We start from the raw sequence: 13,964 nt of genomic DNA on the forward strand, positions 1-13,964 counted from the left end.
GTATCAGATTAAATTAATTTTTAAATCTACTTCGTACGTTTTTCTGTCATTATTTATTACGAGAGTCTGTTTTTCTCCATAAATCTGCTGCAGATGTTCAATCGTATTTTTCAGTCCCACTTTCAGGCTGCTTTCATCCGTTATGTTTTCGTTCACAATATTATTGAATACATTAAAATTTAAAATACCTTCCTGAACAACGGCTTTTACAGAAATTTTAGAATTTTTTTCTGCATTAAAACCGTATTTAAATGCATTTTCGATAAAATTAACCAAAATAAAAGGCGCAATTTTCAATCCCTGCGTTTCTCCGATATCCGTATAGGAAAAATCTAAACTGCTGTCTGTTCTTATCAGCTGAAGCGAAATATAATCTTTTATGTATTCGATTTCCTGACTTAATTCAACAAAATCTTTACTGCTTTCCTGCACCACATAACGCATTACATTAGAAAGTTTTAAAATTCCTTCAGGTGTATCGTCAGATTTTAACAAAGCCAGAGAATAGATAGAATTCAAAATATTGAACAGAAAATGAGGCTGTAGCTGGTATTTTAAATTCAACAGTTCAGCTTTTGCCTTTAATTTTTCCAGTTCCTCTTTCTCATTACTTCTATAAATAAAGAATGAGGATAAGAACGAAAAAAGAAATGGCAGCAGTGAAGCAAAAATTATCTGAGGGTAAGAACTGTCATTTCGTTTGGGACCGGAATTATCAAAAGGAGATCTTCCATCCATAGGTGGCTGCGGAAATAAATTATTTTGAGGTGGCATTTCTTGTGGTTCCTTATGCATTTGAGAGGGAACACTCGTAAAATTATTTCCTGATGATAAATAATAAGGTAAAAACACCATTACACCGAAAGATATTGAACTATAGATTAGAAAAGCAATATGTTTTTTCTGCCGGTAAAATTTCGGAAGAAAAATGTTAAGATTTACATAAAAAAAGATAATCACCAGCACGAAACGAATAAACTCCCTTTGAAAAGGAGGAACCCTGAAGACAGACAGTGTCCCGTCAAAATCCGGAGAAGAAACAATCGGGATGGTGAGAAGTAGAGGAATGAGGATAATGTGTGGTAAAAGCTTTTTCATTGAACTAAATTATTAAATTCGATTTAGAATTTGTCGAAAATTATTAAAACAGTGGGCGTTTTTTTATTTTGTCTAAAAGTCATCTGTTTGTCATCCGATACAAATTCTCTACTTTTACAGCATGGAACAACAATCTAAAGATCCCCTTCACGGAAAAAGACTAGATGCCATTCTTGAAGAACTGGTAGAATATTATAACGGTTTTGAAAAACTTGGTGAACAGATCAATATCCGATGTTTTACAGACAATCCCAGTATTAATTCTTCTCTGAAATTTTTAAGAAAAACCGACTGGGCAAGAGCCAAAGTGGAAAGTTTATACCTTTTTGTACAGAGAGAAAAAAAACGCAGCGAAAGAAAAAAAGACAAATAGATATTTCTTCGGTCAATGATTTCAAAAACAGTATCTTTGTGCCGTTAATCGTGAAAACAATCACGAAAAAAGAATAAAATATGACAATCGAAAACAATCACGTTGTAGCTGTAAAGTATATCCTACATACTATTGAGCCGGATGGAAGTAAAATTCTTGTAGAAGAAACAACAGCAGAAAATCCACTTACATTTTTGTATGGAGTAGGAATGATGATTCCAAAATTTGAACAGAATATCCACGGCTTACAGGCTGGTGATAAAGCTGATTTTACGATTAAGCCTGAAGAAGCGTATGGCGAAAGACAGCCTGATGCAATTGCTCAGTTGCCGATCGATATGTTTCAAGAAGCAGGAATTCCACCTGTAGGAGCAATTTTACCATTGTCCGACAATCAGGGAAATAACTTTCAGGCAATTGTGGTTGAGGTAACTCCGGAAGCTGTAGTAGCAGATCTTAATCACCCGATGGCTGGGAAAACGTTAGATTTTCAGGTTGAAATCTTAAACACACGTCCTGCGACAGAAGAAGAGTTGTCTCACGGCCACGCTCACGGAGTAGACGGAAACGAAGCTCACTAAGAATTTTCCCAATAAAATATGAATGTCCGGCAGAAATGCTGGACATTTTTTTTACACATAAGTTTTCAGTTCAAATCTTTGGAAATATTTTAGAAAACCTAAGCTGAAAATCAAAGATTTTTATGATTATCCGTAATTTGTCATAATTGGAAAAAGCTTTGAGTTCTTTGCTGAGTGAAACGCCTTTGCGAACTTAAAAACAGTTAGTATATAAAGAATCTTTGCGAGTCCTTTGCGTTAAAAAAACAGTATGTTTAATAGCGGGTAATCATAAAAATTTTTCATTTTGAGAATCAATAATCTGTGAAATTAGTGGGAAATTTTTTAATCTAATCAAGAAATTCACCGCTCACATAAAACCAACGGTTCTGGATCATTTTAAAAGTAGATAATTCGTGATGAACATGGTTTTCTCCGTTTTCATCAGTGTAAAAAGCTTTGAATTCCACTTTATTCATAGAAGGCTTATTTACAATTTCCAGTTTTGTCCACTTATTAATTTCTCCCCATTCCTGTAAATCTTTTGTATTGTGAAACTGCCTTTTACTCGGCGAAGTGGTTTCCATCAAATATTTTCCGTTCGGAATCGCAAACGCCGAAAATCTTGAACGCATCAATGCTTCTGCTGTTGGAGCAAATTTTTCTTTTGTATGATAAGGTTTACAGCATTCTTCGTACGTCTTTCCGGAACAGCAGGGACAGTTCATTGTTTTAAATTTTAAGAAACAAATTTACACTTTTTGCTAGCCACGAATTCAAGAATTTTTATCTTTTATAATTTTAAAATCTGTGTCACCTGCGAAATGTTTATTGAGCTATTAGTGAAAAATATTTATGCCATTAGTGTTTAAATCAAAAAAAAGCATCCAAAAATTGAATGCTTTAAAAAATTTATTTAATAAAACCTCTGTTTCTCAATAAAGGCTTAATATCCGGATCGTGTCCTGTAAAATCTCTGAATGCCTGATTCAAGTCAACAGAATTTCCTACAGACAGAATGTATTTTCTGAAACGGTCTCCGTTTTCTCTTGTCAATCCTCCATTTTTAGAAATCCATTCCCAGGCATCGTTATCCAGAGTTTCAGACCATAAATAAGCATAATATCCTGCAGAATAACCACCGCCCCAAATGTGTGCAAAATAAGGCGTATGATATCTCGGCGGAACCGTTGCCAAAGTAAATCCGTGTTTCGATAAAGATTCTTTTTCAAAATCTAAAACTGGAATTAACTGGCTTTCATTGGTAACCGTATGCCAATCCATATCAAGCTCTGCCGCAGAAACCAGTTCTGTGGTCATGTAACCCTGATTGAAAGTTGCCGCTTTTTTAATTTTATCAACCAAAGTTTGCGGAATGGGCTGTTTTGTTTCGTAATGTAAAGCGTAGTTCTTTAAAATAACAGGATCTAAAGCCCAGTGTTCGTTGATCTGTGAAGGGAATTCCACGAAATCTCTTGGTACATTGGTTCCGGAAAGCGAAGGATATTTCTGGCTGGCAAACATCCCGTGAATAGAATGTCCGAATTCATGGAAAATAGTGGAAACATCATCATAACTGATTAAAGAAGGTTTTCCCGGAGCCGGTTTCTGATAATTGTAGCAGTTTACAATCACAGGTTTTGTTCCCAATAAATAAGACTGTTCTACGAAATTGCTCATCCAAGCTCCTCCGTTTTTAGAATCCCTCGTGTAGAAATCCAGATAATAAATGGCAATGGATTTTCCGTCATGATCGAAAACTTCATACGTTACGACATCAGGATGATAAACCGGAAGATCCGTTCTCTTTTTGAAAGTTAATCCGTAGAATTTTTCCGCAGCGAAGAATACTCCCTTTTCCAAAACGGTTGTAATTTCAAAATAAGGCTTAATTTCACTTTCATCAAGATCAAATTTTGCCTTTCTTACCTGTTCAGCATAAAAATTCCAGTCCCATGGTTCAACTTTGAAGCCTCCTTTCTGCTGATCGATCAGATCCTGAATATCTTTTGCCTCACGTCTTGCTGTTTCTACCGCAGGAGTCGCAATCTGGTTCATTAATTTTGTTGCAGCTTCCGGTGTTTTTGCCATCTGGTCCTGCAATTTCCATTCTGCGAAGTTTTTTTTACCTAAAACCTGAGCTTTTTTCAGTCTTAATTTCGCTAATTTTTCAATGGTTTCTCTTGTATCGTTTCCATCCTCTTTTTCAGCTCTTGTCCATGATGCTTTGAAGAGTTTTTCTCTCGTTGCTCTGTTTTTAAGACTCTGTAAAAGAGGTTGTTGTGTAGTGTTTTGTAATGCTAAAAGATACTGTCCCGGTTTTCCTGCATTTTTGGCATCAGAAGCTGCCGCAGCAATTTCATCGGCGGAAAGTCCGTCCAGTTCCTTCACATCTGTAAAGAAAACGCCGCCCTGCTTTCTCGCTTCAAGCAATTTGTTGGAATATTGCGTAGACAGTGAAGCCAGTTCCTGATTGATCTGCTTTAGTTTTTCTTTATCCGCAGAAGAAAGATTGGCTCCTGCAATTTCGAAATTCTGTTTGTAATATTGTAATAACCTTTTGCTTTCAGAGTCTAAACCATTCTCAGAAATCGCTTTTATTCTTTTGTAAAGATTTTCATTCAGATACATTTTATCAGAATGGGCTGCAAAGATTGGAGCATATTCTTCATCAAGTGCCTGTAACGTAGGATTTGTATTGGCACTCGTAAGATTTGAAAATATGATTTGAGCTCTTTTCAGAACTTCACCGCTTTTTTCCAGAGCTACGATGGTGTTTTCAAAAGTGGGTGCTTCAGAATTGTTGGCGATTTTTAAAATTTCAGCGTCATGCTGTTTCAGACCGAAATCAAAAGCGGGTTTAAAATGTTCATTCTTAATTTTATCAAATTCAGGAGCTTCATATTGAAGTTTGCTTTTTTTCATGAAAGGATTCGATGAAAGCGATGCGTCCGGAGCTGGAACTTCCTGTTGGCTATCGGTGTTTTTCATTGTAGTACATGATTGATTGAATGCTAATGCAGAAATTAATAATACCGATGTAATATTTTTCATAAATTAGTTGTTAATAAAGGTATAAAGATACTTAAAACTTAATTCATAAAATAATAAACATGAAATCACAGACTATTTTTCTTTTTTCGGCGATTGCACTTCTGGCTTCTTGCGATAAAAATGACCGACATCATAACGGTAACGAACAGAAAAACTGGGTGGAAAAAGTAGTAATGAAAGACAACGGACCGATGAGCCATAAAGAAGTTACTGGCGATTTTGAAGAAATCGAAGTTTCACAGGCAATCGAAGCTGAAGTAATAAAAGCAGATTTTGAAAAGGTCGTAATTTCTGCTCCGAAAAATATTATCGATGAGGTTCTCGTAGACAACAGTGGAGGAGAACTTCATATTCATTATAAATCAGGAATCCGTGTGATGGATTCTCACAATGTTTCTGCAAGAATTTACACAAAAGATTTTTCAAAATTAAATGCCAATTCTGCGGCAAGCATAAAAGTGAAGGATAAATTTGTACAGGATAAAATGGAGATTGAGGTTTCCAGTTCAGGAGCTGTTTCCGGAGATCTTGAGGCGAATAAATTTACTATTTCCATAGACAGCAGCGGAAGTTTCGACGGAAAAATCTGGGCGGTAGATCTTGATGTAGATGCTTCATCTGCTGCAAGTCTGGATCTTTCAGGTAAAGCTAAAAATGCGGAGATCAGTGCTTCATCAGGAAGCAGTGTTTCTGCCAAAGATGTTATAGTTCAGAATCTGAAAACAGATTCATCCAGCGGAGCGAGCGTAGACATCAGTGCTTCTTCTTCCATTAATGCAGAAGCGTCATCCGGCGGAAGCGTGAATGTGTATAAAAAAGGAAACGTTACCAATATTACCAAAAACGAAAGCAGTGGCGGAAGCGTGACTATTCAGTAATGCTTTGCTGAGTGAAATGCCATTGCGAACGGAAAATTAAACGTTTGAGATAAAAATCTTTGTGGAGATAGCGTTAAAATGATCACTGATTAGTTTATTTAAATCAAATGTAAGCTATTAATTTTCATCTTCATCCTCTTCATCATTAGAAGAATCTTCCCATTGCTGATTATCAAAATTAAGATTATCATACGCCAGTAATTCCTCCTCTCGCAGGAGGATTTCTTTTGTGGTAAAAAGATGAATTTCATCATCATGATCCGATTTTGCCAATTTTCGGATCGAAGCTTTATCGATGGTCATAAATCTCTGTCCGAGACGTCTTGCTGCGTATTTCCGCATTCCGGTTGCATGAAGAACGTCGACTGCCATATCTACTGCGGTTCCCAGAGTTTCACGGTAGATATTATTAATTCCGCTGTTTAAATATTCATAAGAATCTATTCTGTTTTTGGCACGCACAAAGATTTTTACCTGTGGATAATTTTCTCTTACAATATCGGCGACAAATTTATTGTCATCGGGATCATCAAGACACAGCACCAGAATTTCGGAATCTTCAATTCCTGCTGCCCGTAATGTGGGGATTTTGGTAGCATCGCCATAATACACCTTAAAACCGTAACTTCTCAATAATTTTACACGGTCAGAATCCCGGTCTAAAACCGTTGCCGGAATTTTATTCGCTTTTAAAAGTCTTCCGACCGTACTTCCGAAATGTCCGAATCCTACGATGATGATTTTCTTTTGCTGAATATTACCGTCCAGAATATTAAAATCATTATCGGGATCAGGAACTTCTTTTATGAATCTCGGAGTAATAAGTTTATCATTAATAATTAATAGAAACGGCGTGATGCACATGGTTATTGCCGTTACAGCCATCATCTGCGCATTGAGTTCAGAAGGCAGAAGATAAAGACTTGAAGCATAATTAATGAGGACAAAAGCAAATTCTCCCACCTGCGAAAGCGCAAAAGCATAAAACAGGCTTTGTGGGGTATCTATTTTGAAAAACTTTCCGATAAGAAATAAAACAAGGAATTTTATGGCTAAAACCGCAAAAACGGTGGTGAAAATAAAAGTAGGATCTTTCTGAATGACGTTAAAATTCATCGTGGAACCTACACTTACAAAAAATACGGCAAGCAATAATCCTTTGAATGGATCAATCTGTGCTTCCAGTTCGTGGCGGAATTCGCTGTTGGCTAACATCACTCCTGCAAGGAAAGCTCCTAAAGCGGGAGATAAACCAATAGCAACCATGAGTTCTGAAACTCCGATGACCAGAAATAGGGAAGAAGCGGTTAAAAGCTCTGACATTCCGGATTTCGAGACATATCTTAAAAAAGGAACAAAAACATACCGCCCCAGTAAAATTAAAATAACCACTCCCAAAATAACGGTCGCGAACTGCATCCATTCCGGAAGAGTCTGTATAAGCACCTGAATATCGTTATCGTGATGTCTGGATTTGTAATTGGCAATCAGCGGAAGGATTGCTAAAATAGGAATCACCGCAATATCCTGAAACAGTAAAGTGGAAAAAGAAGCTTCTCCGGCTAAGGTTTTTAAATTGTTTTTTTCCTGTAAGGTCTGCAACACAATTGCTGTGGAAGACAAAGCGAAACACATGGCGATAGCAATGGCTTTATCAATCTTCCAGCCTGCCCAGATAAATACGAGAAATAGGAGGGAAATCGTTAAAAGCATCTGCGTTAAGCCGAGTCCGACAATCTTCTTCCGCATATCCCAGAATTTTCGGGGTTCCAGCTCCAGACCTACTAAAAACAAAAGCATGATAACTCCAAATTCACTGGCGTGCATAATGTCGTTAACATCTTTTCCGGTTAATTTTAAAACATAAGGGCCAATAATAATTCCGCCTGCAATATACCCGATGACAGAACTCAGCCCGAATTTTCTTGCCAGCGGAACCATAATGATGGCTACGCCTAAGAAAATAAGAGTGTTCATTGCTAAGCTTGTTTCCATAAATTTTTATTGGTTGAGAAGTTCTACAAACTGTTGTTTGTGTACGATAATTTCTTTTTTTGAGAGTTTGTTGGCTTCGTAAACGATTTTGATATTCTTAATGTTTGCTTTAAAAACATTCAGCGATACGATAAGTCCGCTAATGAGCTCCTCTACTGTAAACTTATACGTTCCTTCTTTGCTGAATGATCTTTCTTTTCCGCCGGTGGTTACGAGAATGTAAACTTCTTTTCCCTCCAAAGGATTGTGATGATCTTCTTTAAGCCAGTCGCGGTCGAAAACTTCATCGATCCAGAGTTTTAACAAAGGCGGCATTCCGAACCAGATGAGTGGAAACTGGAAAATAAAGCGATCGTAATTTTTTATTCTTTTTCTTTCCCTGAAAGCGGCAATATGAAAATTAGGATACTCTTCATAAATATCCCGCAGGGTAAAATGCTGATGACGGACATAGAAATTAATGAGCTCTGCATTCGAGTTGGAATGCTCTAAATAAGGATGCGCAAAAACTACCAACGTCTTCTTCATAAACCTGTTTTACGTAAATATAATGAAAAATTTTTGAAGTAAAGGAGGGTTTTGTAGTAGTTTAATAATTTTTTAATAGTAAAAAGGATGTTTTTAATGATATAAATGGAATAAAGGAGTTTGATTTTTAACGTATTAAAATTTATAAAGCTGATAAATAAAAAAATCGATCAAAATGACCGATTATTTATTATATGTGTTCATTTCAATTTAAAAACAGAGGAATTTAAAACAGAAACTAAAATTCTACCAACCCCCGGAAGCACCGCCGCCTCCGAAACTTCCGCCTCCGCCGAAGCCTCCAAATCCGCCGCCTCCGCCACCGGAACTTCCACCACCAAATCCACCGCCGCCAAAGCTGCCCGGAAAAGGGAAAAATCCACCAGAGTAATTTCTGCGACCTCTTCTGGAAAGGATCACATCGTCGTCGTCATAATTTCCGCCACCTTTTCCTCCTCCTTTGTTTCCGAAAAGGATGGCAATAATGATGAAGATAACAAATGCAATGATGATAATTTTAAAAATACTTCCGTCTCCATTTCCGCTTTCACGATTGTTCAAAGGTTTAAATTTCCCCTGAACCGCTTCCATAATTGCCGATGTACCGCCGTTGATACCTTCGTACCATTCGCCCTGTTTAAAGTGAGGGGTTACAATGTAGTCCAATATCTGTCCTGCAACAGATGCGGTAAGGTATTGTTCCACCGCTCTTCCCTGTTGGATAGACATGGTGTGGTCTTCGGTTGCAATAAGGAAAACAATTCCGTTGTCGACATCTTTTTTCCCGATTCCCCATTTCTCGCCAAACATCGTTGCCAGAAAATTAATGTCTTCTCCTTTTGTGGACGGAATAATAACCACCTCAATCTCTGTTGAGGTAGAATCTGCAAATGCGATCAGTTTTTTATTAAGCGCATCTTTTTCCTCCTTCTTCAGAAGATTGGCATCGTCATAAACAGGATACAGAACGTCTGGTTTTGGAGGAATGGTATATTGTGCCGATACAAAAGTGTAAAAGCATACCAGTAAAAATGAAAAAACTATTTTAAGAGAACGTAATTTCATTAGGAAGTTCGTTGTGGTTTTCTCCCGTTACAGGAAAATATTTTTTTAGTTCCAGTCCGGTTTCCAGAATTCCGCTTTTTAAAGCCTGATAATAATTTCCTTTGGCAAATTCAGACGTAATATAGTCGTGCAGATGATCCCAGTAAGACTGGCTTACTTTTGCATGAATTCCGGTATCTCCAATGATGGTAAGATATTTCTGTTCAAAATTGACATGAAAAAGCACCGCATTTCTTTCTTTGGTTTTATTCAGGCACAATTCTTCAAAAACTTTGAAAGCAATTTTTGCATTGTCTTCATCCGTATTCGAATCGATATGCACTCTGATCTCGCCGGTAGAATTTTCTTCTGCTGACTGAATAGCTTCCACGAGGGAAGCTATCTGCTGATTTGTTAAGAAACTGGTTGCCATTATTCTGAGAATACTTCAGGTGCCTTTTCTGCTCCTGCTTCCGCTTTGAACAAAGGTTTTTCTTTAAAGTTGGTGAAATTCGCCAGAATATTATTCGGGAATTGCTTTATAGAAACATTATAATCTTTTGCTGCATCATTGTAGTAAACAGTTTCTGTTCTGATGCTGTTTTCTATCGCGATATACTCTCTCTGGAAATTAATGTATTGCTGATCTGCTTTTAAATTAGGATAAGATTCCACCACTGCCATCAATCTGCTTAAAGCTCCGGATAATTCTCCCTGTGCAGCCTGAAATCTGGCAACATCCTGCTCGGTCATATTGGTAGGATCAATGTTGATGGAAGTTGCTTTAGAACGTGCTTCAACAACTTTCGTTAAGGTTTCCTGCTCGAATTTGGAATAAGATTTTACCGTTCTTTCAAGATTCGGGATAAGATTTGCTCTTTTCTGATAAACAGTTTCTACGTTAGACCATTTTGCATTAACCGTCTGTTCCTTGTCTACAAAGCTGTTGTAGCCACTTTTGCCCCAGAAGAAAATAACTGCGACAATAATAAGTAGAGCGATACCAATAGTTCCTGCGCTCAGACAACCTTTATTTTTCATAGTTTGAATTTTTTTAATATGTTTTGTGCTAACCAAATATACAAATTATGTGCTAATTTTGTAAAAATTTATTTGAATGACAACAATTGTGGTGGCAATGGGAGAGAAGAACGAAATTGGTTTTGAAAATCAGTTGCTTTGGCATCTTCCTAAAGATCTGAAACACTTTAAAGAAATCACTTCGGGGCATCCGGTGATCATGGGAAGAAAGACATATGAAAGTATCGGGAAACCGCTTCCCAACCGTACCAATATTGTTGTGTCCAGAAAAACCGACTGGTTCGAAGAAGGTATTTTAATCGTCGGAAGCATTAAAGAAGCCGTAAAATTCGCTAAAAAAATTGATGAAGAAGTTTTCATTATCGGAGGCGGAAAAATTTATGAACAGACGATGGATATTGTTGATAAACTGGAAATAACTTTAGTAAGGGCCGATCTTCAAGCCGATACTTTCTTTCCAAAGATCGATCCTAAAATCTGGAAAAAAACAGACGAAATCTGCCATGAAAAAGACGAAAAAAACCAGTATGATTTCTGTTTTCAAACGTTTGAAAGAGTTTAATGTTTAAAGTTCTCAGCTCAGAATTCGATACAAAACTTTAGACGCTGAACCTTAAACTTTGAATCTTAAATTTCTTATCTTTGCACTTCTAAAATTTAATAATGAATAAATATATAAAAATTGCAGTTGCGGCGGTTCTTATTCTTTTAGGACTATGGATGATTATTTTCACAAGAGAGAAAGGCTGGGGAATTGTAGTTTTCCTTTTGGCAGGAGCTCCTATTCTGCTTTTCTTTAAAAACGAATATATTCTTTTGGCTTTCTGGCAATTAAGAAAGCAGAATATGGAAAAAGCAGGAGAGTGGCTTAAAAATATCACAGATTACAAAAACCAGCTTCATAAAACGCAGTATGGATATTTTCACTATTTAATGGGATTAACTCAAGCTCAGGATCATCCTACAAAAGTGGAACCTTTCATGAAAAAAGCTTTGGAATATGGTCTTAACATGAAGCATGACAGAGCTATGGCAACTTTAAATCTTGCTGCAGCAGCAATTTCTAAAGGAAGAAAACAGGAAGGACAAAAACTTCTGGACGAAGCAAAACGATTAGACAGCGCAGGAATGATGACCGACCAGATTAAAATGATTAAGGAGCAACTGAAAATGCCAACGATGCAGAAACATATGCATAACCCGAATATGAGAAACAGAGGGAAATTCTTTTAATGAATAACCTGATTAAAAATAAAAGCATCTAATTTTTTTAGGTGCTTTTTTATTTTGCAAATTTAGGAGGTGGAGGTTCTGGTGATTTGAAAAATGTATCATTAGGATAAATTTTCTTACGGAGTAATCCAAAACGATCTAATTTTTCAAATCTATCTCGCAGATCATCACTGTAAAAAGATTTTGCTTGAGCTTTGTTTTTATAATGAATGCTTACAATTGCAGAATTTGTTTTTGTTCTTGGTTTATTTTCTTTGTATAAATATTTAAAATAATTCTCAAAGCTCAATTGATTTTTATTGCTTGTCTGGTAAACTATTTTGGGTAATGTCTGTTCTCTTTTTTCAAATGAACTTATTTCCGAGTAGGTCTGAAGAAATACAGTATCTTTTTGTTTAATAAAAGTTTACAATTCATGAGATAAAAATAGACAGGCTGAATGATTTACATTTACCTCAACAGTATCGCCATTTTCCATTTTGTCTGAAAATTGATATAAATCTTTTTCTAAATCAAAATTACTCTCATGCTGACAAGAGAAAAACAATGAGAAAATCAAAAAAGAAAGGCATTTTTTCATACATTACATCTCAGAATTATTCTCATACCCGTAAAATTTCGGGATCTGCCAATGATATTTAACGGCTAAAGTTCTTATGGAAACAATTAATAGAATGGTGAAAATCTGAACGATGGTATACGTTAAAGTCGTAAATTTTGTCAATAGTAAAAATGCTGAACCTCCCACAATACAGGCGGTTGCATAAATTTCTTTCCTGAAAATCAAAGGAATTCTGTTGAGTAGTATATCCCGGATAATTCCACCGAAACAACCTGTAATTGTTCCCAATCCGATACAGATTAATGGATGAATATCCGCGTTTAAACCCTTCTGAACGCCAATAATCGTAAACAATCCCAGTCCGAAACTGTCAAAAATAAATAAAGTTACCCTGAAATTTTTTTCAAAAGATTTAAAAATCATGGTGAAAATACTGGTCAGGATAATCAATGCACACGTAAGAAGATCATGCATCCAAAAAACCGGAATATCAAGCAGAAGATCTCTCACAGTTCCACCGCCAACAGAAGTTACAAAAGCAATAATCAGAACACCGAAAGGATCGAGCCGTTTCTGCATTGCCGCAAAACTTCCCGACATCGAAAATGATATCGTTCCCAAAACTTCTATGGCAAAATTGAACTGTTCGTGCATGTTTTATAGGTAATGAGTAATCGGTAATAAGTAATATGATTACAGTGTTGTATTTTGAGATAATTTAAATTTATAAGCAGTCATTACTTTTACTAATTCATCACATTCTGATCTTAAATGTGAGATTTTTCCGGAATCTAAATATTCCAGCTCATCAATTATTTCTAACCAGAATTGAGTTTCATCAATTTCTTCTACAACAATGCAGATTTTAGCAAATCTTTCCTTTTCGGATCTTGCTCTCGCGACTGCTCTGTAATTAGCAGCTACAGAAGTTGCTGATCTTATAATTTGTTTTCTGATTACTGAAAGATCATCAGAATAAGGTAATGGTGATAACGATTTAATAATGGGAATCGAAAAATCTTTAGTTCGATCTCTAAATAACTGATTAAAATCCATAGTTGTACAAATTACTCATTACCCATTACTTATAGTTGCACTCTCACCGAATCCGGAACCAACAACTCATATTCTCCGCCGTGATTGATGATTTCTCTTACAATGCTGCTGCTGATGAAAGACTTTCCTGAAGAGGTCAATAAAAATACCGTTTCCAGTTTTTTGTGTGCTAAAGTTCTGTTGGTGTGGGCAATCGCTTTTTCAAACTCAAAATCGGCAGGATTTCTTAAACCTCTGATGATGTACTGTGCATTTTTTTCGAAACAGTAATCAACGGTTAAACCTTCAAAATAATCTACTTCCACGTTTGGGAATTCCGCAACTGAGTTTTGGATGAATTCCATTCTTTTCTCTAGCGGAAACATATATTTTTTCTGGGAATTCTGCCCGATAGCAATAATCAGTTTATCAAAAAGCGGCGCCGCTCTCTCAATGATATCGTAATGTCCTAAAGTAATCGGATCGAATGACCCCGGAAAAACAGCAATTTTCATGCGTGATAAATTATAGTTATAAATTATGAATGATGAGGTGAGAAATAT

The 13,964-nt window shown here is 36.3% G+C and carries 17 protein-coding genes; 5 read left to right on the forward strand and 12 right to left on the reverse strand.

Annotated features, from left to right (window positions below):
• Nucleotides 1-3: 3 nt before the first annotated feature.
• Nucleotides 4-1,098 (reverse strand): sensor histidine kinase, encoded by a 1,095-nt coding sequence (locus WFK35_RS01160; RefSeq protein WP_336730993.1) that lies wholly within the window; start codon nucleotides 1,096-1,098, stop codon nucleotides 4-6.
• A 121-nt stretch (nucleotides 1,099-1,219) separates the two neighbouring features.
• Here WFK35_RS01160 and WFK35_RS01165 point away from each other — a divergent pair, with 121 nt between their 5' ends.
• Nucleotides 1,220-1,471 carry a VF530 family DNA-binding protein gene (locus WFK35_RS01165; RefSeq protein ID WP_235132865.1) on the forward strand — a complete coding sequence of 84 codons (252 nt, stop codon included), beginning with the start codon at nucleotides 1,220-1,222 and terminating at the stop codon, nucleotides 1,469-1,471.
• 80 nt (nucleotides 1,472-1,551) lie between these two features.
• Complete coding sequence (locus tag WFK35_RS01170; protein WP_087711621.1) at nucleotides 1,552-2,052, forward strand: FKBP-type peptidyl-prolyl cis-trans isomerase; 501 nt, start codon at nucleotides 1,552-1,554, stop codon at nucleotides 2,050-2,052.
• Nucleotides 2,053-2,381: 329 nt separating this feature from the next.
• On the opposite strand, the gene WFK35_RS01175 is transcribed toward WFK35_RS01170, so the two are convergent.
• Nucleotides 2,382-2,759, reverse strand: a complete 378-nt coding sequence (locus WFK35_RS01175) for a YchJ family protein (RefSeq protein ID WP_336689813.1) — start codon at nucleotides 2,757-2,759, stop codon at nucleotides 2,382-2,384.
• Between the two features lie 184 nt (nucleotides 2,760-2,943).
• On the reverse strand, nucleotides 2,944-5,085 hold the full coding sequence (locus WFK35_RS01180) for a M3 family metallopeptidase (protein ID WP_336730994.1): 2,142 nt from the start codon (nucleotides 5,083-5,085) through the stop codon (nucleotides 2,944-2,946).
• 59 nt (nucleotides 5,086-5,144) lie between these two features.
• Here WFK35_RS01180 and WFK35_RS01185 point away from each other — a divergent pair, with 59 nt between their 5' ends.
• Nucleotides 5,145-5,963, forward strand: coding sequence for a head GIN domain-containing protein (locus WFK35_RS01185; protein WP_336730996.1), 819 nt, complete (start codon nucleotides 5,145-5,147; stop codon nucleotides 5,961-5,963).
• Between the two features lie 117 nt (nucleotides 5,964-6,080).
• Here the strand turns inward: WFK35_RS01185 and WFK35_RS01190 are convergent, their stop codons facing one another.
• The 5 genes from WFK35_RS01190 to WFK35_RS01210 form a co-directional block, all read right to left on the reverse strand.
• Entirely contained in the window at nucleotides 6,081-7,958 is a 1,878-nt protein-coding gene (locus WFK35_RS01190) for a monovalent cation:proton antiporter-2 (CPA2) family protein (protein WP_336730998.1), read from the reverse strand.
• Nucleotides 7,959-7,964: 6 nt separating this feature from the next.
• Nucleotides 7,965-8,486, reverse strand: a complete 522-nt coding sequence (locus WFK35_RS01195) for an NAD(P)H-dependent oxidoreductase (RefSeq protein WP_214588535.1) — start codon at nucleotides 8,484-8,486, stop codon at nucleotides 7,965-7,967.
• A 246-nt stretch (nucleotides 8,487-8,732) separates the two neighbouring features.
• On the reverse strand, nucleotides 8,733-9,551 hold the full coding sequence (locus WFK35_RS01200; protein WP_336731000.1) for a TPM domain-containing protein: 819 nt from the start codon (nucleotides 9,549-9,551) through the stop codon (nucleotides 8,733-8,735).
• A complete protein-coding gene (locus WFK35_RS01205; protein ID WP_336731001.1) occupies nucleotides 9,532-9,963 on the reverse strand; it encodes a TPM domain-containing protein in 432 nt (143 codons plus the stop codon). Before WFK35_RS01205 ends, WFK35_RS01200 begins: the two co-directional genes overlap by 20 nt.
• Nucleotides 9,963-10,571, reverse strand: a complete 609-nt coding sequence (locus tag WFK35_RS01210) for a LemA family protein (protein WP_235132858.1) — start codon at nucleotides 10,569-10,571, stop codon at nucleotides 9,963-9,965. The genes WFK35_RS01205 and WFK35_RS01210 overlap by 1 nt, the downstream gene beginning before the upstream one ends.
• A 76-nt stretch (nucleotides 10,572-10,647) precedes the next feature.
• Here WFK35_RS01210 and WFK35_RS01215 point away from each other — a divergent pair, with 76 nt between their 5' ends.
• Both WFK35_RS01215 and WFK35_RS01220 read left to right on the forward strand, forming a co-directional pair.
• The gene (locus tag WFK35_RS01215; RefSeq protein WP_336731002.1) at nucleotides 10,648-11,133 is read left to right on the forward strand and encodes a dihydrofolate reductase; all 486 of its coding nucleotides are present in this window, start codon (nucleotides 10,648-10,650) and stop codon (nucleotides 11,131-11,133) included.
• A 101-nt stretch (nucleotides 11,134-11,234) separates the two neighbouring features.
• Nucleotides 11,235-11,804: a DUF2892 domain-containing protein gene (locus WFK35_RS01220; protein WP_336731003.1), complete on the forward strand. Its 570-nt coding sequence runs from the start codon at nucleotides 11,235-11,237 to the stop codon at nucleotides 11,802-11,804.
• Nucleotides 11,805-11,853: 49 nt separating this feature from the next.
• Here the strand turns inward: WFK35_RS01220 and WFK35_RS01225 are convergent, their stop codons facing one another.
• From WFK35_RS01225 to coaD, 4 genes are all read right to left on the reverse strand, one after another.
• On the reverse strand, nucleotides 11,854-12,093 hold the full coding sequence (locus tag WFK35_RS01225; protein ID WP_336731004.1) for a hypothetical protein: 240 nt from the start codon (nucleotides 12,091-12,093) through the stop codon (nucleotides 11,854-11,856).
• Between the two features lie 294 nt (nucleotides 12,094-12,387).
• Nucleotides 12,388-13,020: a trimeric intracellular cation channel family protein gene (locus WFK35_RS01230; protein WP_076393091.1), complete on the reverse strand. Its 633-nt coding sequence runs from the start codon at nucleotides 13,018-13,020 to the stop codon at nucleotides 12,388-12,390.
• A gap of 39 nt (nucleotides 13,021-13,059) precedes the next feature.
• Nucleotides 13,060-13,422: a four helix bundle protein gene (locus WFK35_RS01235; protein WP_336731006.1), complete on the reverse strand. Its 363-nt coding sequence runs from the start codon at nucleotides 13,420-13,422 to the stop codon at nucleotides 13,060-13,062.
• Between the two features lie 29 nt (nucleotides 13,423-13,451).
• Nucleotides 13,452-13,916, reverse strand: coding sequence for a pantetheine-phosphate adenylyltransferase (gene coaD, locus WFK35_RS01240; protein ID WP_076393087.1), 465 nt, complete (start codon nucleotides 13,914-13,916; stop codon nucleotides 13,452-13,454).
• Nucleotides 13,917-13,964 lie beyond the last annotated feature (48 nt).

This window comes from Chryseobacterium sp. VD8, assembly GCF_037149975.1.
Taxonomy (GTDB): Bacteria; Bacteroidota; Bacteroidia; order Flavobacteriales; family Weeksellaceae; genus Chryseobacterium; species Chryseobacterium indicum.

Excerpts from the sequence above, each read along its gene's own strand:
- WFK35_RS01160 (WP_336730993.1), bottom strand. The coding sequence starts at position 1,098 with ATGAAAAAGCTTTTACCACACATTATCCTCATTCCTCTACTTCTCACC.
- WFK35_RS01165 (WP_235132865.1), top strand. The coding sequence starts at position 1,220 with ATGGAACAACAATCTAAAGATCCCCTTCACGGAAAAAGACTAGATGCC.
- WFK35_RS01170 (WP_087711621.1), top strand. The coding sequence starts at position 1,552 with ATGACAATCGAAAACAATCACGTTGTAGCTGTAAAGTATATCCTACAT.
- WFK35_RS01175 (WP_336689813.1), bottom strand. The coding sequence starts at position 2,759 with ATGAACTGTCCCTGCTGTTCCGGAAAGACGTACGAAGAATGCTGTAAA.
- WFK35_RS01180 (WP_336730994.1), bottom strand. The coding sequence starts at position 5,085 with ATGAAAAATATTACATCGGTATTATTAATTTCTGCATTAGCATTCAAT.
- WFK35_RS01185 (WP_336730996.1), top strand. The coding sequence starts at position 5,145 with ATGAAATCACAGACTATTTTTCTTTTTTCGGCGATTGCACTTCTGGCT.
- WFK35_RS01190 (WP_336730998.1), bottom strand. The coding sequence starts at position 7,958 with ATGGAAACAAGCTTAGCAATGAACACTCTTATTTTCTTAGGCGTAGCC.
- WFK35_RS01195 (WP_214588535.1), bottom strand. The coding sequence starts at position 8,486 with ATGAAGAAGACGTTGGTAGTTTTTGCGCATCCTTATTTAGAGCATTCC.
- WFK35_RS01200 (WP_336731000.1), bottom strand. The coding sequence starts at position 9,551 with ATGAAATTACGTTCTCTTAAAATAGTTTTTTCATTTTTACTGGTATGC.
- WFK35_RS01205 (WP_336731001.1), bottom strand. The coding sequence starts at position 9,963 with ATGGCAACCAGTTTCTTAACAAATCAGCAGATAGCTTCCCTCGTGGAA.
- WFK35_RS01210 (WP_235132858.1), bottom strand. The coding sequence starts at position 10,571 with ATGAAAAATAAAGGTTGTCTGAGCGCAGGAACTATTGGTATCGCTCTA.
- WFK35_RS01215 (WP_336731002.1), top strand. The coding sequence starts at position 10,648 with ATGACAACAATTGTGGTGGCAATGGGAGAGAAGAACGAAATTGGTTTT.
- WFK35_RS01220 (WP_336731003.1), top strand. The coding sequence starts at position 11,235 with ATGAATAAATATATAAAAATTGCAGTTGCGGCGGTTCTTATTCTTTTA.
- WFK35_RS01230 (WP_076393091.1), bottom strand. The coding sequence starts at position 13,020 with ATGCACGAACAGTTCAATTTTGCCATAGAAGTTTTGGGAACGATATCA.
- WFK35_RS01235 (WP_336731006.1), bottom strand. The coding sequence starts at position 13,422 with ATGGATTTTAATCAGTTATTTAGAGATCGAACTAAAGATTTTTCGATT.
- coaD (WP_076393087.1), bottom strand. The coding sequence starts at position 13,916 with ATGAAAATTGCTGTTTTTCCGGGGTCATTCGATCCGATTACTTTAGGA.